Source organism: Trueperaceae bacterium (assembly GCA_036381595.1).
In the GTDB taxonomy this organism is placed as follows: domain Bacteria; phylum Deinococcota; class Deinococci; order Deinococcales; family Trueperaceae; genus DASVCN01.
On record DASVCN010000023.1, the window covers coordinates 172,815 to 194,046 of the forward strand.

The 21,232-nt window shown below is 66.8% G+C and carries 20 protein-coding genes; 12 read left to right on the forward strand and 8 right to left on the reverse strand.

The features are described 5' to 3' along the window. Positions 1-136: 136 nt before the first annotated feature. The 6 genes from VF168_07355 (at position 137) to VF168_07380 (ending at position 8,236) form a co-directional block, all read left to right on the forward strand. On the forward strand, positions 137-3,118 hold the full coding sequence (locus tag VF168_07355; GenBank protein ID HEX7003987.1) for a DNA translocase FtsK: 2,982 nt from the start codon (positions 137-139) through the stop codon (positions 3,116-3,118). 11 nt (positions 3,119-3,129) lie between these two features. Continuing rightward, positions 3,130-3,621 (forward strand): hypothetical protein, encoded by a 492-nt coding sequence (locus VF168_07360; protein HEX7003988.1) that lies wholly within the window; start codon positions 3,130-3,132, stop codon positions 3,619-3,621. Positions 3,622-3,667: 46 nt separating this feature from the next. After that, positions 3,668-5,452: a penicillin-binding transpeptidase domain-containing protein gene (locus tag VF168_07365; protein ID HEX7003989.1), complete on the forward strand. Its 1,785-nt coding sequence runs from the start codon at positions 3,668-3,670 to the stop codon at positions 5,450-5,452. Then, positions 5,449-6,006 carry a septum site-determining protein MinC gene (locus VF168_07370; protein ID HEX7003990.1) on the forward strand — a complete coding sequence of 186 codons (558 nt, stop codon included), beginning with the start codon at positions 5,449-5,451 and terminating at the stop codon, positions 6,004-6,006. Before VF168_07365 ends, VF168_07370 begins: the two co-directional genes overlap by 4 nt. After that, a complete protein-coding gene (locus VF168_07375; protein ID HEX7003991.1) occupies positions 6,006-7,181 on the forward strand; it encodes a thiolase family protein in 1,176 nt (391 codons plus the stop codon). Before VF168_07370 ends, VF168_07375 begins: the two co-directional genes overlap by 1 nt. 107 nt (positions 7,182-7,288) lie before the next feature. Beyond that, on the forward strand, positions 7,289-8,236 hold the full coding sequence (locus VF168_07380; protein HEX7003992.1) for a lysylphosphatidylglycerol synthase transmembrane domain-containing protein: 948 nt from the start codon (positions 7,289-7,291) through the stop codon (positions 8,234-8,236). A 4-nt stretch (positions 8,237-8,240) separates the two neighbouring features. Here VF168_07380 and VF168_07385 read toward each other — a convergent pair whose 3' ends face one another. The 3 genes from VF168_07385 to VF168_07395 all read right to left on the reverse strand — a co-directional run bounded on the left by VF168_07385 (position 8,241) and on the right by VF168_07395 (position 9,747). Continuing rightward, positions 8,241-8,801, reverse strand: coding sequence for a class I SAM-dependent methyltransferase (locus VF168_07385; GenBank protein ID HEX7003993.1), 561 nt, complete (start codon positions 8,799-8,801; stop codon positions 8,241-8,243). A gap of 62 nt (positions 8,802-8,863) precedes the next feature. Continuing rightward, positions 8,864-9,121, reverse strand: coding sequence for a hypothetical protein (locus VF168_07390; protein ID HEX7003994.1), 258 nt, complete (start codon positions 9,119-9,121; stop codon positions 8,864-8,866). A 2-nt stretch (positions 9,122-9,123) separates the two neighbouring features. Then, complete coding sequence (locus tag VF168_07395) at positions 9,124-9,747, reverse strand: GNAT family N-acetyltransferase (protein HEX7003995.1); 624 nt, start codon at positions 9,745-9,747, stop codon at positions 9,124-9,126. Positions 9,748-9,778: 31 nt separating this feature from the next. On the opposite strand from VF168_07395, the gene VF168_07400 reads away from it, so the two are divergent. After that, positions 9,779-10,087 (forward strand): hypothetical protein, encoded by a 309-nt coding sequence (locus VF168_07400; protein ID HEX7003996.1) that lies wholly within the window; start codon positions 9,779-9,781, stop codon positions 10,085-10,087. 6 nt (positions 10,088-10,093) lie between these two features. On the opposite strand, the gene VF168_07405 is transcribed toward VF168_07400, so the two are convergent. The 5 genes from VF168_07405 to VF168_07425 form a co-directional block, all read right to left on the reverse strand. Continuing rightward, a complete protein-coding gene (locus VF168_07405) occupies positions 10,094-11,194 on the reverse strand; it encodes a prephenate dehydrogenase/arogenate dehydrogenase family protein (protein ID HEX7003997.1) in 1,101 nt (366 codons plus the stop codon). After that, positions 11,195-12,226, reverse strand: coding sequence for a 3-deoxy-7-phosphoheptulonate synthase (gene aroF / locus VF168_07410; GenBank protein HEX7003998.1), 1,032 nt, complete (start codon positions 12,224-12,226; stop codon positions 11,195-11,197). 560 nt (positions 12,227-12,786) lie between these two features. Then, positions 12,787-13,254: an RrF2 family transcriptional regulator gene (locus VF168_07415; protein ID HEX7003999.1), complete on the reverse strand. Its 468-nt coding sequence runs from the start codon at positions 13,252-13,254 to the stop codon at positions 12,787-12,789. Between the two features lie 101 nt (positions 13,255-13,355). After that, positions 13,356-15,560, reverse strand: a complete 2,205-nt coding sequence (locus VF168_07420) for an AAA family ATPase (GenBank protein ID HEX7004000.1) — start codon at positions 15,558-15,560, stop codon at positions 13,356-13,358. Between the two features lie 33 nt (positions 15,561-15,593). After that, entirely contained in the window at positions 15,594-17,609 is a 2,016-nt protein-coding gene (locus VF168_07425) for a PA0069 family radical SAM protein (protein ID HEX7004001.1), read from the reverse strand. A gap of 188 nt (positions 17,610-17,797) precedes the next feature. Between VF168_07425 and VF168_07430 the strand changes: the two genes are divergently transcribed. From VF168_07430 to VF168_07450, 5 genes are all read left to right on the forward strand, one after another. Beyond that, positions 17,798-18,256: a hypothetical protein gene (locus VF168_07430; protein HEX7004002.1), complete on the forward strand. Its 459-nt coding sequence runs from the start codon at positions 17,798-17,800 to the stop codon at positions 18,254-18,256. 121 nt (positions 18,257-18,377) lie between these two features. Next, entirely contained in the window at positions 18,378-18,779 is a 402-nt protein-coding gene (locus VF168_07435; protein ID HEX7004003.1) for an SHOCT domain-containing protein, read from the forward strand. 52 nt (positions 18,780-18,831) lie between these two features. Further along, positions 18,832-19,506 carry a response regulator transcription factor gene (locus tag VF168_07440; protein HEX7004004.1) on the forward strand — a complete coding sequence of 225 codons (675 nt, stop codon included), beginning with the start codon at positions 18,832-18,834 and terminating at the stop codon, positions 19,504-19,506. Beyond that, on the forward strand, positions 19,507-20,847 hold the full coding sequence (locus tag VF168_07445; GenBank protein ID HEX7004005.1) for an ATP-binding protein: 1,341 nt from the start codon (positions 19,507-19,509) through the stop codon (positions 20,845-20,847). Next, complete coding sequence (locus tag VF168_07450) at positions 20,840-21,205, forward strand: hypothetical protein (protein ID HEX7004006.1); 366 nt, start codon at positions 20,840-20,842, stop codon at positions 21,203-21,205. Before VF168_07445 ends, VF168_07450 begins: the two co-directional genes overlap by 8 nt. Positions 21,206-21,232: the final 27 nt, after the last annotated feature.

The following is a 21,232-nucleotide window of genomic DNA, read 5'->3' on the forward strand; positions in this document are numbered from 1 at the left end:
CTCCGCTGGCTCTCCAGCATACCCCGAGCGGGCCACGAACGAGGCCGAGGAGGGCCGATCCGGGTGAGGCCAGGAGGCGGCTCAGGGATAAATCTTTTCGCCTCGAGAAGAGGGACCCCACGATAGACTTGAGGGCGTGGCTGGCAAGGGCAAGGGAAGGAAAGGCAGGACGAAAGGGCGACAGGCGGACCTCGAGGCGATCGGCCTGGTCCTCCTGGCGGTCGGGGTGTTCGTACTCGGGATCCTCGTACCGCAACTGCCCACGGGCGATTTCGGCGCCGATCTGCGCAACTGGCTCATCTCGCGAGTCGGTTGGGCGGTCTACGCGCTGCCCTGGCCGTTGCTCGGCCTGGGGGGTCTCTTCCTGCTGCGCCGCAATCCGCCTGCCTGGCCCAGGGTGCTGCTCGGTTACCTCACGCTCGTCGTGGGATCCTGGCTGGCTCTCGCCCTCCTGTCGCCACAACTGGCAGGGGTCTGGGGCGAACTCCTCCGCTCCCGCATCGCCGGCGTGGCCGGCACGGTAGCGGTGATCCCGGCTCTGCTGGTGGTCACACTCGGGTTGGAACTCATCCTCGATCTGCGCCCCACCACGATAGTCCGAGTCGCTGCGATCCGGACCGTCGAGGCGGTGCGAACGGCCTTCAAGAGCGCCATGGCGGCGCGCCGCCGGGCGAAAGCGCGGGCCGCGTTCTACGCCGATGTCGCTCTCGAGAGGGGCAAGCTGGCCGAACTCGACAAGGACCTGAAGGCCCTCTCCTCCCTCTATCCAGGATCGGCCGAACTCGAGAAGTGGCGCAAGGCGGTGCAGGCGTCGCGTTCGCGTCTCGCCGATGCCGACGCCGGCGTCCTCGAGGACGTGCGGCTCGACGTGAAGGCGTGGCAGGAGGCCGTCGCCGGCTTCGCCCGCGACCGGGCGGCGGAACTGGCAGCGACCCTGGAGGCCGAAGGGGTAGCCGGCTTCGAAGAGTGGGTGCGCGGCGTCAAGACGCAGTTCGATGACAGGCTGGTGGGCAGCAGCGCCAGTTCCGGCGCACTCGACGACATCCGCAAGGCGATGGCGCTCGACCTCACCGGGCTCAGTGAACGCCACCGGCGTCTGAGCAGGGAGCGCGACCTCACGGTGGGGGCGCTCCGGGAGGCGCGGCCGCGTGACCTCGAACGGATCGGCAACGAGCACGGCAAGCGACTCTCTGCCTTCGCGAGGGTCGAGGAGGACGCCCGTCGTCTCGCTCGGGAGGCCGAGATGCTCGAGGAGTGGCGCCCACTCGCCGAGGAGCTCGAGGGGTTGCTGGCGGAACTGGGTGACGCGGAGGAGCTCGTCGACTACGACAAGACCCTCGGGGGAGAGCTGCGCGAGAAGCGGCGCGAGCTGTTCCCCCAACTCGACGGCTGGAAGCGGGCCCTGGCCGCTGTCGAGGACCGGGCGCGTCGTGCGCTGGCGGAGGCGGCGGCAGGGGTGGCCGAGACCGAGGTGGAACCGGAACCGCAGCCGGTCGCGGTAGCTTCGGCAGCCGCCGGCGACACCGCGCGAACGGCCGTGGCCGAGTCCCCTCCCGACGTGCCGTGGGAGTTGAGCGAAGAGGAGCGAATCGCCCTCGTCTCGCAACACCCAGCCACTCCCGCCGCGCCGGAGCAGCCGGAAGTAGGTGGCATCCCCATCCAGGTACCCGGCTTCGACCTGCTCGACGCGGTCTCCAAAGGCGGGGCCGAGAAGGGGCACCGTGAAGACCCGGCAGCCCTCGCCAACGAGGTCAAGGAGCGGGTTCGCAAGATCGACGAGACGCTGGCCAACTTCAAGCTGGAGGGCAGGGTGGTCTCATCGGTACGAGGTCCCACCGTCACCCGTTTCGAGGTAGAACCGGCGCCGGGGGAGAAGATAAGCCGCTTCGCCAACCTCTCCGACGATCTGGCGCTGGCTATGGCGGTCGGCTCGGTCAGGATCGAGGCGCCCATCCCAGGCAAGAGCGTCATAGGTCTGGAAGTTCCGAACGCAAACCGAGACCTCATCCGGTTCCGCCAGGCGGCGGAGTCGCCTGCCTTCAGGCGCGCGAAGGCGAGACTCCCGCTGATCCTCGGTCAATCGATCGACGGCGAGATGGTGGTTGGCGACCTCGCCAAGATGCCACACCTTCTCATCGCGGGATCTACCGGTTCGGGCAAGTCGGTCGCGGTGAACACCCTCATCGGCAGCCTGCTCTACAAGTTCCTGCCCACAGAGCTGCGCTTCCTGATGGTCGACCCGAAGATGGTCGAGCTCACCCCGTTCGACGGCATCCCCCACCTCCTGCGGCCGGTGGTCACCAATCCGAACGACGCGGCCGGGGTACTGCTGGGCGCGGTAGCGCACATGGAGCGGCGCTACAAGATGATGAGCCGCATCGGGGCCAAGAACCTCGACCAGTACAACGAGAAGGCGAAGAACCTCGACATGCCGCAACTGCCGTTCGTCGTGATAATCATCGACGAGCTGGCCGACCTGATGATCACCTCCCCCAAGGAGGTCGAGAGCGCCATCATGAGGCTGGCGCAGATGGCCCGCGCCACCGGGATGCACCTTGTGCTCGCCACCCAGCGTCCCAGCGTCGACATCCTCACGAGCCTGATCAAGGTGAACGTGCCGGCCCGGGTCGCGTTCGCGGTCTCCAGCGGCCACGACTCGCGCACCATCCTCGACACGATGGGCGCCGAACGGCTCGTGGGCATGGGTGACATGCTCTTCTACCAGCCTGGCCTGGTGAAACCGGTCCGTCTCCAGGGGCCGTTCATCAGCGAGAACGAGACCGCCGCCCTGGCGGCGTTCCTGAGGCGCCAGTACTTCGACGACGAGTTCGTCGAGGCGTACGGCGACGACTTCGACCCGCCTTCACTCCACGAGTCCGACGCCGAAGGGATGATCGACTGGAACGACGACAAGCTCCGGGCGGCAGCGGAGCTGGTGATCCAGGAGGGGCAGGCCAGCGTCTCCCGTCTGCAACGCCGACTCCAGGTGGGGCACGCCCGGGCGGGCAAGCTCATGGATTCGCTGGAGGCGCTGGGGGTCGTGGGGGCCCACTCGGGCTCGAAGCCTCGGGACGTGCTGGTCGACATGCATGAGCTGCCGGATATCTTCGGGAAGTAGCGGGTGACGAGTTGAGACTGTTCATCTTCTATCTGCTGATCGTCTTGGGACAGGGCTTCCTGTCGGCGGTACTATCGCCCCTCCCGGCCCCCGACCTGTTCCTGCTGGCGATACTCACCCTCATGGGCAGGCTCGCCCCCTGGCAGCTGGTCGCCGCCGCCTACGGCATAGGCCTCTTCCAGGACCTGATCGGCAACGGCGTCCTGGGCCTCCACGCCTTCGCCCTCGCGGGCGCGGCGATGATGGCTACCTTCGTAACCGCGCAGCTGTCGCAGGTCGGCTTCTTCGAGAGGCTGGTACGCCTGGCATCGGCGGTGGTAGGCAAATGGCTGGCGCTCACGGCACTCGTCGTATGGCTCAGCGGAACCGGGCAGTCGATCGGCTCCATCGCTACCGTCGCGGTCTTCGATGCCGGTTTCACCATGATCGTGGGCCTCTGGCTGCTGCCCTGGGCCGACGCCCTCTTCGACCGCACCGCCGTCCTGCGGAAGGAGCTGCTGTGAGAAGTCGACTGGGCCCCCGTCAGGAGTCGTTCGACCGGGAGCTAACGTGATCCCGCGCCTCAGACTGCTGCTGGCCGTGCTGCTCACCTGCCTGGTGGTCTTCACCGGCCGGTTGATGTACCTCCAGTTGGCCATGGCCGAGCAGTACACCGCCCTCTCGGCCCAGAACTTCCTCGAAGAGCGCCGCATCTCGCCCCTCCGCGGGCGCATCCTGGCCAGGGACGGAACGGTCCTCGCCGACAGCCGCATAGCCTACGACCTCATGTTCACCGGGGGCGAGATAGAACATTGGCAGCGTCTGAAGTTCCTCCTCGGGCTCGAGGCGAAGGAGCCACGCCAGCCGGACATGTCGAAGCAGGAGGAGCGTCTCGAAGGAGCCGTTCTCGCCTGGAACATCCCCGACCGCCTGGTTCCCGGTGTCGAGGAGTTGGTGGCCGGTCAGCCCAACCTCTACCTGCGGGAGCGGATCGAGAGGAGCTACCCCACCAATCTCGCCGCCCATCTGGTCGGCTACACCACCCTTGCCGATCCGGTGCGCTTCCCCGGCTACGCCAGCGGTGAGCTCGTGGGCGTGATGGGCATCGAGGCGGGCCTGGAGAAACGGCTTTTCGGAGCGGCGGGCTCGGAACTGGTCGAGGTCAACAACCGCGGGGTGGTGTTGCGTGAGACCGAACTGGTGCCGGCGCAACCGGGCGACGACGTGGTGCTTACGATCGATACCGAGCTACAGCGCCTCGCCGAAGACGTCCTGCTCGGCTCGATCCAGTACATCAACGCCGAGCGGGCGAAGAACGACCTGCCGCTGGTCGAAACCGTTCGCGGGGCGCTGCTGGCAGCAGACCCGGACACCGGCGAAGTACTGGCGATGGCCAGCACCCCTTCGTTCGATCAGAACATCTTCACCCACCGGCCCACCGATCCCGAGGAAGTTTCGAGGGTGCTGAACGACGCGACCAACCATCCGTTGCTGAACCGGGCGGTCGAGGCTTATCACCCGGCCTCCACCTTCAAGATCGTCACCAGCTCGACTTTGCTGGAGGACGGATACATCGATCGGTACGATCGCTACGCCTGCAGCGCGTCGATGCGCTACGGCGGATTCATCTGGGAGAACTGGGCGCCCGGGTTCCGCGGCAACTACGACGTGACAGAAGCCATCGCCGACTCGTGCAACACCTACTTCTGGTACGCGGCGATGGACACGCCTGACTTCTCCAGCGGCTGGGGGCCTTTCATCAGCGACCTGGTCGACCGGGCCAGGGAGTTCGGTTTCGGACGCGAGGTCGGGGTGCCGCTGCCGGAGGAAGAAACCGGGCTGATCCCCGACGAGGAGTGGGTACTCGAGACCGAAGGGCACGCATGGTACCCGGGTTACACCCTCAACAGCGTGATCGGTCAGGGGAACGTGCGGGCGACGCCGCTTCAGACGCTGCAGTTCGTCATCACACTGGCCAACTCCGGACGGATGGTCGTGCCTCAGGTGGTGAAGTCGATCGACGGGGTAGAGAAGGAGCCGGAGGTCTATACGGTTCCAGGGGAACACTGGGACGTTCTCCGCGAGGGTATGCGGGAGATGATCACCGATCACGGCTCGAGCTGGTTCCTGGGTCCGGCGGTCGACTTCCCGATAACCGTCGCGGGCAAGACCGGAACCGCTCAGAACGGTCACGGGGTTGGCCTCGAGCATGTCTGGTTCATGGGCTACGCGCCCGTGGAGGAGCCGGAAATCGCCATCGTGGTATTCCTTGAGTACGGGGGCTCCAGTTCCGCCGTCGCGGTCCCGGTCGCCCGCGATTTCCTGCTGGGCTACCTGGCGTTAGAGGGAGAATGAGAACACGCGGAACCCGTGGGGGGATACTCCTCAGCATCGACGCCGATGACACCGTAGAGGGCCTCGAAGCGGTATTGGCCGGCAGCGGCGAGCTGCTGAGCGGCAAGGTGATCGTCGAGGTGAGCGGCCGGGTGCCGTGGACCCTGGCCCAGCTGCTCTCGGCCCGCATCGCGGAAGCCGGCGGCGAACTCGTCGAGCTTCGTCCGCCCACTGCCGTCGTTTCCAGCCGCGGTGAGACGCGGATCATCTCCCGGACCGTGCGGAGTGGGGCGAAGCTCGAGTCGAGCGGATCGATAGTGGTGCTCGGCGACGTCAACGCCGGGGCCGAACTGATCGCCAACGACGACATCATCGTGGTCGGGTCGCTGCGCGGGCTGGCTCACGCCGGCGCGGCGGGCAACGAGAACGCGGTCATCTGGGCACAGCAGATCCTGTCGCCACAGTTGCGGATAGGCAGCGCGCTGGCGCAGTCGGCCGAGGGGGCAGAGAGCGCCCGCGGCCCCGAGGTCGCCCACCTCCGCGAGGGAGCGATCGTGCTGAGGCCGTGGAACTGATGCACCGGGAGGCGGTCGTCGTCACAGCCGTTCGAACGCCGGTGGGTCGCGCTCACAAAGGCCTTCTCAAGGACACCCGACCCGATGACCTGGCGGCGATGGTCGTACGGGAAGCGCTTCACAGGACTCCGGGCCTCGAGGCGGAGCGGGTAGACGACTTGCTCCTGGGGAACGCTCACCCGGAGGGTGAGGCCGGATACAACTTCGCTCGCCTCGCCGTCCAGATAGCGGGCCTGCCCGATCGCACGGCCGCGGCCACAATAAACCGGTTCTGCGCGAGCGGGTTGCAGACCATCGTGCAGGGCAGTCACTCGGTCTCGGCCGGCATGGCGGACGTGGTCTTCGCGGGCGGAAGCGACTGCACCAGCCGGGTGCCCATGGGCGGGCACACGCTCTCGATCAACAAAGCGCTGGCCCGGGTCAAGCCGGGGGCCTATCACGCGATGGGGGAGACGGCCGAAGCGGTAGCTCGGAAGTTCGGGGTGACGCGCGAGCGCCAGGACCGTTTCGCGCTGGAGTCGCACCGCAAGGCCCTCGCCGCTCGAGAAGCGGGCCGCTTCGACGAGCAGGTCATGAAGGTGACGACCAGAGTCAAGGATCCCGAGGGTAACTGGCAAGAAGTGGTCCTGGAGCGCGACGAAGGGCCGCGGGAGAACACCAGCATGGAGGCGCTCGAGGCCCTCTCGCCGGTATTCGCGTTCGATGACGAGGCGACCGTCACCGCCGGCAACTCGAGTCCCCTCAACGACGGCGCGGCGATGACTGTGCTCATGACGGAAGAGGACGCCCGGGCGAGAGGACTCAGGCCGCTGGCTCGCCTCGTCCAGGCGACGGTGGTGGGGGTGCCCCCCGAGATCATGGGGATCGGCCCCGTACCAGCGATCAGGGAGCTCCTCGCCAGGACAGGCTTGAGCGGCGACGACGTCGACCTGTTCGAGATAAACGAGGCGTTCGCCTCGCAGGCGAGCTACTGCCAGGAGGAGCTGGCGATCCCCGACGAGAAGTTCAACGTCAACGGGGGAGCCATCGCCATCGGTCACCCGCTCGGTGCTACCGGCGCACGAATAGCAGCCGACCTCTTCGCCGAGATGGGACGGCGCGGTGCTCGCTTCGGCGTCATCTCGATGTGCGTAGGCGGCGGCCAGGGGATGGCGGCGCTCTTCGAGAGACCTTAGAACGTGCGCGACACGCTGATGAGCTGTCGCGGCCTGGTTAGGGTTATGAGGCACCGGCTGTCGGAGGTGGTTCCCGGCAGCTGACGAGAAGGAAGGGCGGCAGCGTTTTGAAGATCCTCAAGTATGTCCTTCATGCCGTGATCCTTATCGGACTGGTCCTCGCCGCGTTGCGCTACCTGAACAGCGAGGAGGTGCTCGAGGCTCTCTACTCGTTCGATCCCTTCTATGGAGTCCTCGTCCTCATGGTGCCGGCGGTGCAGCTGGCGCTCAAGAGCTGGCGCTTCGAGGTCTTCCTGCGACCTTTCGGGGTGAGGCACCCGAGCACGGTCATGCGCGCCTACGCTGCCGGCCAGCCCGCTACCCTCGTCCCCGGGGGCATAGCGGCGCGGATCGGCCTCCTGAGCCAGGCCCACGTACCGGTGTCCACGTCGGCGGCAGCGGTACTCTTCTCCAGCCTCTTCGATCAGGCCGTCTTCGTCATGGGCCTGTTCGTGACCGCCATCTGGTTCCCCGCAGCCCGGGTGGCGGCGTTGATCACCCTGGGCGCCGTCGCGCTCGTCGCCCTGCTGTTGGCCGTGCCACAGGTGCGTACTCGGTTGGGACGCCCTTTCATCTGGCTGGCGAAGCGAGTGGGGCTGGAAGAGGGCGTCGAGAAGTTCGGCGAGGCGGTGCGAACCGACTTGAGCAAACGAGTGGTGGCGGGCGCCCTGGCCCTGTCGGTAGCCGCCTTCGCAACCGACGTCCTGCTGCTCGAGTTCAGCCTGCGCGGTCTCGACCTGCAGGTCCCGCTGCCCGAGGTCTTCCTCGCCTATCTGCTGCCCACCATGCTCGGGCGCCTCAGCGCATTGCCGGCAGGAGGCATAGGCTTGGCCGAGGCGGGGATAGTGGGTTACCTCGCGGGCGTCTCGGGGGTGGATCCCTCGGTTGCGGTGGTGGCCGCGGCCGTGTTCCGGGTCTCGACGGTCTTCCTGCAGGCGCTCTACGGCGCCTTCGTCTACTGGTTCGCTTGGAAGGGCGATCGCGAGTCGGTCCTGGCCACTCCGGCCGAGGCTTGAACTGTCACCCGACTCTCGTCGCTACGATCGCAGCGGTATCGGGCTCGAGCACCAGCTCGCAACTCACCAGACGAGGGTCCCTCATCCACCGGTGCCAGCGCTCGTCGAACTCGCCTCGGAAGAGCGGGCCGGGAGTGAAGTCGTCGAGGAGGATGACGCCGCCAACGCTCATGCTCGAGATCACCCGGTCGCTGCCGGCATCCTTGGCTTCGCCTACGTCGACGCACGCCAGGTCGAAGGGGCCCCCTTCCAGCGCCCTCCTCCGATCGCCGTGCAACGCGACGACGTCATCGAGGCCTGCGAAGAGCGAGGCCACCGCTTCGTGTCTGTCCCGGTCCAACTCGATGGTCGTAAGCCGGGAACCTCCCCTCATCCCGCTCGCTAGCCAGGCGCTGCCTACGCCGCAACCGCTTCCCAGTTCGAGGATGCGGCCCGAGGTGGCGGCAGCGAGCGTGCTCAGGAGCGATCCCGTGCGCCGACCGCACGAGCTGGTGAAGCCGCCCAGCCGGGCCAGCTCCTCGGCCTTGGCCACGAGATGGGGGACGGGCGGGTAACCGGTGTCCATCCCCCTGTTCTACCCCGCACCCCGACTGAAGTGGGCGAGGGGGCCAGTAGTCGCCTGCGCAGCTACGGATGCGGGTTCTCGCCGGGCACCCAGCCTCCGCCTTGTCCGCCGGACCAGTAGTGGCCGGGCCCGGGGTACTCGACGAGCGCCGCTATCACCCGATCGAGCGGTATCCGGTAGGCGAAGCGGGTCTTCAGGTACCAGAGTTCCAGGACCCCGTGCAGCAGCTTAGGATCCCACTCACCCTCCATTGCCCCGAGCTTGTCCGCATAGGCCAGGGCCCGCGCCACCGCTGTGTCGAACAGTTCGGGCCTCGCCACCGTCAGAGGGTAAGGCGGAAGATCGGACGCTTGGGACCTCGCCGGGCGATCTCCCTGAAACCCGCTCGGCGGAAGAGCGAGACGGTGCCCATGTAGGCCGCAGGATCTGCGAGCCTGTCGGCTCCCGAGTCTGGAGGGTACGCCTCGATGACCGTTGCGCCGTTGCTGCGAGCGTAAGCGATCGCTCCGTCGAGGAGGCCGCCTGCCACTCCGCGACCGCGATGTTCACGGTGGACGAAGAAGCAGACGACCGCCCATACCGGCTGGTCGTCCACGGGCTTCAGCTTGGGCGAACGTTGCAGCCTTCCGTACTGCTCGCGGGGCGCCAGCGAGATCCAACCCACCGGCTCACCGTCGCGATAGCCGAGAAGACCCGGCACGATTCCCGACCCGGTGAGTCGCTCGAGCGCGGTCCGGTTGCCGGCGTTCCCGTTCGCGGCGAACTCGTTCGAGCTGACCCGCCAGTACATGCACCAGCAGCCCGAGTAGGCCCCGCTCTTGCCGAAGAGTTTCTCGAGGTCGGTCCAGCGGTCGGCGGTGGCGGGCAAGACCTCAAGCCGTTGCCCCTCGACCATCCTCCCGCCGTCGGTAGTCCGGCTCGTTTTGCCCTTGACGCCCTCACCCATAGCCTCAAGTTAGTACGAAGCGAGGAGCGAGATGAGCGAGCGACGTGACGACAAGGGAAGGCAGCGGCCGAGCAGCAAGTATCGCGGCGAAGGGAACCTGGGCGACGCGCGACCGGCTGGCGCGGGCGCGGAAGTCGGAGATGGGGAGGAGCGTGACCTGGAGGAGACGCTCGACCGCGAGCGTCACGGGAGCGGCGAGTACGACCCTGAGGAGCGCTACGGTCGGAACGACACGGAGGCCAACAGGGAGCGAGCCGGGCCCGGCGACGAGGAGGGAGCCGATACGGCCGAGGAGGAGCCCGAGCGGGGTCGTTCGCCTCGGAAGCAGGATCCGGCCTGAGCGACCCTAGTTGCCGTATCCTCGGCCGCGCGCCTCGTAGCCCGCCTGCTCGAGCGCCGCAGTGCCCCGGCGCAGGCCATCTTCGTCGTCGAAGGCGAGCCGCACCGCTCCCCCCGCCTCGCGTATACCCAGTACCTCGATGTCCTTGATGTTCACGCCGGCCTCGCCCAGCGAGCGAGTTATCTTGGCCAGCTCACCGGGCCTGTCGGGTACCGCGATGACCACCTCGAAACGAGCTGGCAGCAGGCTGCGGCGGACCACGGGCAGAGCGTCCCTCGTCCTCTTGGCCGCCTCCGCCTCCGCGAGGAGGGCCTCGGGGTCGTCGATGAGCTCCGCCAGTCGTTCCAGCTCGGCCGAGAGCGACCGGAGGCCCTCACTCACGGCGGCGCCGTTGCCTACGACCATGTCGCGGCTCATCTGGGGCGAACCGGAGGCGACCCGGGTCAGGTCGCGGAAGCCGCCGGCGGCAAGCAGGGTGAGGAGGTCGCGGTCCCGGTCGCGGGCGACCAACCGGGTGAGCGCCACGGCGGCCAGGTAGGGCACGTGGCTCACGGCCGCGACCAGCCTGTCGTGTTGCGCCGGTTCAACCAGGATCGGTTTGGCGCCGAGGTGCTCGACGAAAGACTCGACCCGTTCGAGCGCAGCGCTGCCGGTACCCGAGCCAGGCGTGAGGACCCAGACGGCGTTCTCGAGAAGAGCGGCGTCGGCATTCCGAACGCCCACTCTCTCTGATCCCGCCATCGGATGGCCGCCCACGAACGGCAGGTGAGCGAGCTCCGCCACGATCTCGGCCTTCACCGAACCGACGTCGGTCAGGACGGCTCGAGGCGAGAGGTAAGGCTCGAGCGACTTCGCAAGCCGTACCAGGCTCCTCACCGGTGTGGCCAGCACGACCAGGTCGGCCTGCCGCAGCCAGGGTCCCGCCTCCAGCTGGGCCTCGTCTATGACACCCATGCCTCGCGCAGCGTCGAGAGCCATCGGGTCGTGGTCGAGGCCCACCACACGGTTGGCCAGGAAGCGCTGGCGCACGCCCAGCCCGATCGATCCGCCGATCAGGCCTACCCCGGCTATGACGACGGTGTCGAACAGGGCGGCCGGACGCGTCACTCAGAGGGCCTTGCCGAGCGCGGTCGTCACCGGCCGGAGTTGCTGCATGAGCGACGCGAAGTCGGTTTCGTCGAGCTGCTGAGCGGCGTCGGAGCGCGCTTTCTCGGGACTGGGATGGACTTCGACGATCAGGCCGTCGGCGCCCGCGGCGGCCGCGGCCAGCGCCAGGGGAGCAACCAGCGAGCGGCGGCCGGCGGCGTGCGACGGATCCACCCAGACGGGCAGGTGCGAAAGTTCCTTCAGCACGGGAACGGCGCCGAGGTCGAGGGTGAAACGGGTGGCTGTCTCGAACGTCCTGATGCCTCGTTCGCAGAGGACCACGTTGGGGTTCCCCTGGGAGAGGATGTATTCGGCCGCCTGGAGGAATTCGTTCAGGCTCGTCGACATGCCCCGTTTGAAGAGCACCGGCTTGACCGACTTACCGACCTCTGCCAGGAGGGCGAAGTTCTGGGTGTTGCGAGCGCCGATCTGCAGCATGTCGGCAACCTCGGCTACTACCCCCACCAACTCGGGCGAGGTCACTTCGGTCACCACCGGGAGGCCGGTCTCCTCGCGCGCCTGCGCCAGTATCCGCAGGCCCTCCTCGCCCAGCCCCTGGAAGGAGTACGGGCTGGTGCGAGGCTTGAATGCGCCGCCCCGCAGTACCGATGCGCCATGTCGTTTGGCTATGCAGGCCGCCTGGCGCGTCTGTTCGAGTCCCTCGACGCCGCACGGCCCTGCCGCGACCACGAATCGACCGTTCCCCGTCTTCACCGGCACGCTCGATTCTCCGCCTATGACGACGAACGAATCTTCGTGCCGGAACTCCCGTGATGCGAGCTTGAACGGCTTGGTTATCGGAACTACGCTCTCCACCTGGCCGAGCGCCCGCAGATGTTCGATCACGTCATCGGTTGGAGCGGGGCCTATCGCTCCGATGACTACCCGGGACTCACCCTCGCTCACGTGGGGGGTGAATCCGAGTATCCTGATCTCTTCGAGAACGTTGCCGACGGCCTCCTTCGAGGCCTCCTTGCGCATCACGACGACCATGTTCTGCTCCTGGGGGACTTGGGCGTGCTCCTGGCACGCGAACTTGAAGGGATCCGCGAAGCAGCGGTCGCCGGTCGTTACGATCTAGATGAATATCCGGTTCAGGCGGTGGGCGCAGCTTCGAGGGCGGTTGACTGGAGATAGCCATAGCCATCGTCCATGGCATCACCTCCGGCTCGAACACCGCTCCTGAAGGGCAGCTGCGAAGACATGCCCGAGAGTTTACCAGAAGGCGGCCGGCCGTCAAGACCCGGGTTTCTCGGATCACGCCGGCAGAGGACAAAAAAAAATCGCGCTCCCGAAGAGCGCTGATATCCTCAAGATACCGCGGTATGCGAGATTCGTCAAGGCTTTGCAGGCGAGCTGAGTCGGTGGCCGGGAAAAGCGGCCATTCCGAGGTTGGAACGGTGCCACCGGGGCCTGAAACCGGGCCGCGTCCGCCCGGAAGGATGCCGGATCGGTCCCGAAAGGAATGACCACTTACTGCCATCGAGTTCGAAGAAATCTCCGGCGATGCCCACTACCCGGGCGCTCGGGGAGGGCTCGCCCTCGGGCCTGCGTCAGACGTTGGGCCGCAGGAGGTGGTCGAGGCAGGGCCGGTAGTCCACGCCCTGATCGAAATCGATCGCCAGATCTGCGACGGTGAACTCTGCCAGGACCGCCAGGACGGCGTCGCGCAACCGCTTCCAGATGCTGTTGCGCGCGTGGCATACCTCCTCTACGACGCACGGCTGATGCCACTTGAGGCTGATGCACGACAGGGGAGCAACCGGTCCGTCGATGGCGCGCATCACGTCCCGGAGGTTGATCTCTTGCGGCGCTCGCGAGAGGCGGTAGCCGCCGCCCACCCCCTTCTTCGACTCGACGATGCCGTTGGCCGTGAGCGCGGCGAGGATGCGAACGAGGTAGGGCCGGGCGACCCCGGTCGCCTGGCTCACATCCTCACTCGCCACCCACTTCTCGCTGGGCCCCGTCGCCAGGTAGCCGAGCGCCTGCAGAGCGTAGATATCGGTCGCCGAGAGTCGCATGTGGCATTCTACTTCCGCCCCGCGGCCCGTAGTTTTCCGCTTCGCCGGCGGCTTCGGCGCCGAGGACCTCGTTGTCCGCCGAGATTCAGCGGTCGCCGGCCCTAGGCCGCCTCGATTATCGCCGAAGCGACGCGCCAGCTCACCAGTGATCCCTCGAGGCGGCGCAACCTTCGCTCCACTTCGGCCAGCTCCTCCTTGGATAGGCGCTTGGCCAACCTGCCGGCGTAGGAGGATCCGCCGGGCTTCGCGGGGAACCAGCCGTCCACCATCTCCGGGGTCACGCGGCGTCCGACTTGGGCGCTGTGCAGGTGCGTCCGGACGACCCCGAAACCCGACTGCTCGAGGGCCGCGACGGCAGTCTCAGGTTGCCACTTGAAGCGTGTGTCTCTGGAGTCCCGGTAGATCTCCTCCTCCGCCTGGCGCCACCTCTCCACCACCTCCTCGTCGAGCCCTTCGTGACTCACGAGTTCGTAGAGTCGCTGTCCGTTCGCCGGGAACGGTTCTGCGGCGACGAGCCTTCCGCCCTCACGCGAGAGTAGCCTGAGTTCGTCGGCCACTGCGCGCGCGTCTTCGGCATCGCCCAGTAATCCTCGGCCGATGATCACGTCGAAGCGGACCGGTTCGGCTTCGCCGTTCTCCAGGCGTTCTCGCAGTGTGGCGAGGTCGCCGCTCAACACTACCGGGCGTTCCAGCTCAGGAAGTGCCAAGGCTTGCTGCTCGAGCGCCTCCGCTTCTTCGGGCGTGCCTACAAGGCTCCACACCTGACCTTCCGGAGCCCGCCGGACAGCCTCCCAGGTGAAGAGGCCGCTGCCGGCATCCAGGTCTAGCACGAGCTGGTGACGCTGTATCCGGGCGAGATCGAACACGCGCTCGCGGATCTCGGCGAGACGGGCGCCCGCCTGGCTCACCGTGCGCTGCAGCCAGCGATCCCGCGCCCTGTCGACCGGGCCGCCCGTCAGCACCTCGGGCGGTGCCGAGAATTCCTGCTCGAGCATCGCAGCCAGCTGCGCTTCCCGGCGCCTGGCGACCTCGTCCCGGATCCGCCGCTCGAAGCCCTGCTCACTGGGGCGGTAGAAGAGTTTGCCCTGCAGCGCTTCGGGCAGGTACTGCTGTGCCACCCAGTGGTCCCGGTAGGCGTGCGGGTAGAGGTACCCTTCGCCATGGCCGAACCCTTCGCTGTCCCTGTTCGCGTCGCGAAGGTGGTTCGGTACCTCCGCCTCCCGTTCCTGCTGAACCGCCGCAAGGGCATCGAAGAAGCCCATCGTCGAGTTGCTCTTGGGTGCGGTCGCCAGGTAGAGCGCAGCCTGGGAGAGATGGAAGCGCCCCTCGGGCATTCCCACGTAGTCGAACGCCTGCGCGGCCGCCATCGTCACGGCGAGGGCCTGCGGGTCGGCCAGGCCGACGTCCTCGGAAGCGAAGACGATCATGCGCCTGAACATGAAGCGTGGGTCCTCGCCGGCGTAGACCATCTTGCCCATCCAGTAGAGGGCCGCGTCGGGATCGGAACCCCGCAGGCTCTTGATGAAAGCGCTGATGGTATCGAAGTGGGCGTCGCCTTCCTTGTCGTAGAGGACCGCACGACGCTGGATCGATTCCTCGGCCACCTCCCGCGTGATGACGACGATCCCCTCGTCGTCCGGCACCGTCGTAGTGACGGCCAGTTCGAGGGCGTTGAGCAGTGCTCGGGCGTCGCCGTTGGCCACGTTCACCAGATGCTCGAGGGCGTCCTCGTCGATCTCGACCTGGAGCCGGCCGTAGCCGCGCTCCTCGTTGGAGAGCGCCTGGTAGGCGACCCGGCGAAGGTCCTCGGCGTCCAGAGGCTCGAGCTGGAAGATCCTGGAGCGGCTGACGAGCGCCTTGTTCACCTCGAAGTAGGGGTTCTCGGTGGTGGCTCCGATGAGGATGACGGTGCCGTTCTCGACCCAGGGCAATAGGGCGTCCTGCTGCGCCTTGTTGAAGCGGTGGACCTCATCGACGAAGAGGATGGTGCGGCGGCCCATCCGCTGGCGATCGCCGGCCTCCTTGACCGCCTCGCGGATGTCCTTCACCCCGGAGAGGACCGCGTTGAGAGCGGTGAAGTGCGCCCTGGTCGAGTTGGCGATGACGCGAGCGAGGGTAGTCTTGCCGGTGCCTGGCGGGCCGTAGAAGATGAGGCTGGAGAGCTGGTCGGCCTGGATCGCTCGCCGCAGGAGTCGGCCGGGGGCGAGGATATGACCCTGGCCGATGAACTCGTCGAGAGTCCGTGGCCGCATCCGCGCGGCCAGCGGCTGGTCGAGTTCGCTCTCGAAGAGGCTTCGTTCGCTCATGGTCAGGGTCCTGTGTTGCGCGCCGCGCCTCGCTCAGCCTTCGCTCTCGTCGCGTGACTCGAACAGCGACGGTTGGCTGCTCGAGCCAGGCACCCTGAAGTGCTCGCCGCTAAGCAGGAACGAGCGTTCGGAGAGGCCGTGACGCTTCCTGTTCACGTGGAACATCGTACGCACGCTCTGGGCGTACGGTCCCTCACCCCTCATCCGCTTGCCGAAGGCGGCTTCGTTCAGCTTGCCGCCGCGCGCCTGACGCAGCCTGCCGAGCACCTTCTCCTTCCGATCCGGGAAGTGCGCCTCGAGCCAGTCGAGGAATATCCCCTCCACCGCGCCGGGGAGCCGGATCAGGATGAAGTGAGCGCTCTTCGCTCCGGCATCTGCAACGGCGCTGAGGATGGCAGGGATCTCCTCGTCGTTGAGGGCCGGGATCACCGGCGCGATATTGACGCTGACCGGTATTCCGGCAGCGCTGAGCTCACGGACGGCATCCACCCTTCGGCGGCCGGTACTGGTCCTGGGCTCCATCTTCCTTCGCAGATCCTCGTTGAGGGTAGTGATGGACAAGGTCACGTGGGAGGCATCGTACTTGGCCAGCTCTGCCAGGATGTCGATGTCTCTAACCACAAGGTGGTTCTTGGTGATGACGCTCACCGGGTGGCGGAAGTCGCGAAGCACCTCGAGGCAGGAGCGCGTTAGCTTCAACTTCCGCTCAATAGGCTGATACGGGTCGGTGACGCCGGAGAGCAGCATCGTCTTGGGCTCCCAGCTCGGTTTGCGCAGTTCGCGTTCCAGGAGGGCCGGGGCGTCCTCCTTCACCATGATCATCCGCTCGAAGTCGAGGCCCGGGGATAAGCCCAGGTACTCATGGCTGGGGCGGGCGTAGCAGTTGTGGCTCACGACGCCGTTGGCTATGAAGTCACCGGTGCCGGTGGTGATGTCGAACATGGGGATCTCAACACCGAGGTCCTCGATCTTCGCGACCCTCAGGTCAACCGTGTTCTTGATCGCCTGGCCTTCGATCGACCTTTTACGAGCAATAGCCGGGCCGGTCATGTGGAAGAAGCGAAGGTGCGTTCGCAACCCGCCAGTGATTCGGATCGCTCTGAGATTCTTGCCGTTCGGGTTCATGCGGCTGTCGATCGTCCATGAGAAGCCAAGGCTGTCCAAAGCAGTGCAAACCGCCGAAATGATTCCATCGTCGGAGTTGTGAATCCGCAGGATCCCGTCCCTATAGCTACCCTCGGCGTCGAAGATCCCTGCAAGAAAACCTTTCTGCCAGTCCTGGAGGTCAGTGAGGGCTGGGCGGAACTGGTGGACTCGGCTATTTTGTCGTTTTGGTCTGACTTGAAAGAAGGTCTCGAGATGCCCGTCTCCACGAATCATGCCGCACAGATATCCCTGCCTGTACGCCTCATTCCGGTCCGGCGCCTGCGCGAACTGCCCTGTCCCGAGCATGTGGTCGTTGGTTGTCAGATGCCGACGGCGGCAGCTGCCGTGCTCACTCCCTGTCACGTGCTTCCAACCGCGCTCCGTGAGGAATCTATGCTCGCCGCTTGTGACCAGTTCGGTCCCGTCTGCCAGTGTGATCCGATAAGCGTGCCTGTACGAACTCCAATGGTCCAGCACGTCCGTTCGCACGAAGCGGCGGTATTTTCCTTTTCGGACAGTGCCGTAGATCCGGTCGCCTTTTCGTAGCGACTGAATTTCCCGGTAGCTCCCGTCCGCCATCAGAATCGCGGTGTCACCTTCTACACAGTAGGAGCACCCGTGACTGCACCCTCGATACGGGTTCAGCGAGATGTCGAACGGTATGTCGGGGCTGTCATTGCGGCTTACTACCGAGCGGCTCTTGTCGCTTAGGTAACGCGTCTCCTCGTCGAGCGCGTCATCTGGCTCGAACGCATCCGGATCCGGTTCGTACCGGAAGCGGTCGAAGCGAGAACCGGGGTTGCGCGACGCTCCGCGACCCCTGGGTGGAGTCAGAGGGATCCCGCTGCCTTCCCGCCTTTCTTCATCTTCCACCCGTTCAGGATATTGGGCAGAGGGGCTCACGGGGGACTTCCACCCTACATTTATTAAGGTACTGCTCGACTACGTAGAGCACCTCCCAGGCACCGGCTGCTTGCCTCGACGCCACGGTTCACACGGCGTTCACAGAGCATGCACGAGCCCTTCACCCGCCTCCGGATAGCCTCCTGACGCCGGCGTCTCGACGAGGTCGTCGGCGGAAGGAGCCTCTGATGACCAGCCTCTACAACCTCCTCCAATTCGTTCACGTAGCCGCAGCCATCGTCTGGCTGGGCGGTTCGGCGGCGCTCTTCGTTTTGAACGCGCGTCTCGCGGGCCGACTCGACGGCGCCGGCACGGCCGCCCTGGAAAGCCAGAGTGCCAGGCTGGGCGCACTGCTCTTCGGTCCCGCGGCGGTCACCACCCTGCTCGCCGGCTTCGGGATGGTTGCCGTCTCGGGCATGGGAGCCCAGCTGTGGGTGATCTGGGGTCTGGCGGTCGTAGTTGCTTCGCTGGTGCTTTCGGGCGGGTTCATCCGTCGTGTCGCGGCCCGGCTGGGCGAGCTCACGGCCTCGCCCGACACCGATGCTGCGCTCGTTGCCCGCCAGCGGACCCGCCTGGGCCTCCTCAACGCGCTCAATCTGCTGCTCCTGCTGTCGGCCGTGTGGGCGATGGTCGTGAAGCCGGTCTAGTCGAAACCGACGTTCACACGCCCTTCACGAAGCCCGCGCACCCCCTTCACGGGCCCACTCCTAGCCTCTAGTCATAGCCGGCGGATCAGGCGAGACCGGGCGCCGGCGGAAGGAGCAACTGATGGCATACGCATTCGGTTACGGACACGCGATGGGATTCGGCTTCGGATTCCTGAACTTCATCGGCACGATCCTGTTCATCGTGCTGATCGTCTGGACGATCAAGTTCCTCGTTAGGGGCGGACGCGGCAGCTGGCGAGCGCGCGGCTGGGAGCGACCCGGCGGCGGAGACCCGGCGCTCGCGGCTGCCCGTGAACGCTTCGCCAGGAGCGAGATCGGCAGCGAGGAGTACGAGGCTATCAGCAAGGGCCTCAGGCAGGACGAGGACAGACGCTCCGGGCCGTCGTTCGGGAACTGGTTCGACGGTCGCGACCGGGCGCTCGAACTGGCGCGGATGCGCTTCGCGAAGGGCGAGATCGGGCTCGAGGAGTTCGAGCGGATAAGGAAGGGCCTGGCGGGCTGATCCGCTCGCCGGCCCGCCGGTCAGATCGGGTCTATGCCCTATCGTGAAACCCGTGGAAGCCACCATCCTCATCGTCGAAGACGAAGCGAGGCTTGCGGAAATCCTCGAGGAGTACCTTCGCCTCGAGGGTTTCCGTACCGAACGCGCCAAGGACGGGGCGAGAGCGCTCGAACTGTGGCGCGCCGCGAAGCCGGATCTCATCCTGCTCGACCTGATGTTGCCCGAGGTCGACGGCCTCGAGGTTGCCCGTCGAGTCCGAGCCGAGTCCGACCTCCCGATAATCATGCTCACCGCCCGTGACGAAGAGGTCGACAAGCTGGTGGGGCTGGGCCTCGGCGCCGACGACTACGTGGTGAAGCCGTACAGCCCTCGCGAAGTCGTCGCGCGTATCAAGGCGGTTCTGCGTAGGACGTCCGGCGGGACCGTTCGGCCCCGTAGGTTCAGGTGCGGCCGCCTTGAAGTCGACCTCGATCGCTATCTCGTCAGTTGCGACGGCACGTCCGTCAATGCCACCAGCAGCGAGATCCGACTGCTGGCCGAACTCGCTCGCGAACCAGGCGTGGTGAAGCGGCGAGCCGAGCTGCTCGCCGAAGTCGGGGACCCGGAGCGCTGGGCCGACGAGCGTACGGTCGACGCCCACGTGAAGAACCTGAGGCGAAAGCTGGGGGAGTGCGGTGAGGCGCTGGAGACGGTGCGTGGAGTCGGCTACCGGTTGCGGGAGGGCTGAGTGCCGCATCCCGGACGACGGGGCGCAGGTCACCATGGCCGTGGCCGAACCTTTCACCCTGGCCGGCGCCCGTGGGGCCTGCGCCGTCGCCTCACCTTCGCGTTCGCGTTCGTCGCCCTGGCGGCGGTCGGACTCACCACCTGGCTCACCCTTGGTGCCGTCTTCGAGGCGCAGCACGCGCTCTTCGGCGGGGGACCGGGCGCCGAAGAGCGCGTGCAGGCGCCGCCATCGGCGGCTCAGCGGCCGGCAGGGGCCCAGCCGGAGGGGTGGGAAGAACATCGCTTCGGCCCGCCGTGGTGGCTGGGTGGAGACGCCGCGCCTCGCTGGTTCGACGACAGCGCCGAGGGCGTAGACGCTGGCGGCCCACCCTGGACCGACCCCGAGTTCGCCGTCGCCCGGGAGGCTTTCTTCGGCGTCAGCCGGACCGCCTTCCTGGCGGCCGTCATCTCATTCCTGCTGGCGGTGGTCGCGGCGGCCTTCGTCACCAGACGGATAACCCGGCCGCTTACCGCCCTCACTCGCGGCGCCGAACGCCTGGGAGCAGGGGAGCGCGGCATCCGCCTGGATCTCCCGCCGTCCCGGGATGAGCTCAGACGGCTCACCGAGGCGTTCAACGACCTCGTGGCGGGGCTGGAGCGCCAGGAGGCGTGGCGTCGCGACATGGTCGCCGACGTAGCTCACGACTTGCGCACGCCGCTCTCCGTCCTGCGCAGCGAGATCGAGGCGATGCAGGACGGCGTGACCCGGGTCGACGCTCACGGCCTGGACCGCCTGCACGGCGAAGTGATGATGATGGCTCGCCTGGTCGCCGACCTGCGAGACCTCTCGCTGGCAGAGAGCGGCGCGCTCGAGCTCGACCGCCAGGAGACCCAGCTGGCTCCTTTCCTGCACGACGTGGCAGCATCCTTCGCCCTGCGCGCCGGCCGGGCCGGCACCGAAGTGCGAGTCGTGGACACCCCCAACGACCTCTGCGCCGAGATCGACCGGTTGCGCCTCCGGCAGCTGCTCGCCAATCTCGTCGACAACGCCATCCGTCACGCCGGTTCCGGGCCGATCGAGCTGAGCGCGGCCGAGCGCGAGCGGGGAGTGACCATCCGGGTCCGTGATCATGGAGCGGGACTGTCCGACGAAGCGATAGGCCGCATATTCGAACGCTTCTACCGGCTCGATCCGTCACGAAGCCGGACGGGTTCAGATTCGACGGGCTCGGGGCTCGGGTTGGCCATAGCCAAGGCCCTCGCCGAGGCTCACGGGGGCCGCATCGAAGCCGGCAACCACCCGGAAGGCGGAGCCGTCTTCTCGGTCTGGTTGCCCGCACGCGAGGAGGTCGAACATGACTGAGAGAACCCGCAGGCCACTTCGTATACGGCTCTTCCTGCTTTTCGAAGCGCTCACCTTCCTGATCGCCGCGACCGTACACTTCGGTGCTTTCGGTCCCGCCTACCGGCACTACCCGGCCGGTACCGCCGAGACGGTGATAGGGGGCGTCCTGCTCCTCGGTCTGTTGCTCAGCCTGCTCAGGTCCGGCTGGACGCGACCGGTAGCCATCGGCGCCCAAGGATTCGCGCTGCTGGGCACGATAGTCGGCCTGGTTACGATCGCCATCGGAGTCGGTCCTCGCACCGTTCCCGATCTCGTCTACCACCTGCTCATCATCGCGGCGCTGGCGTGGGGCCTGGCCGTCGCCTGGAGAAGCTGAACCGCGAGCGAACCCCTGTGCGATACT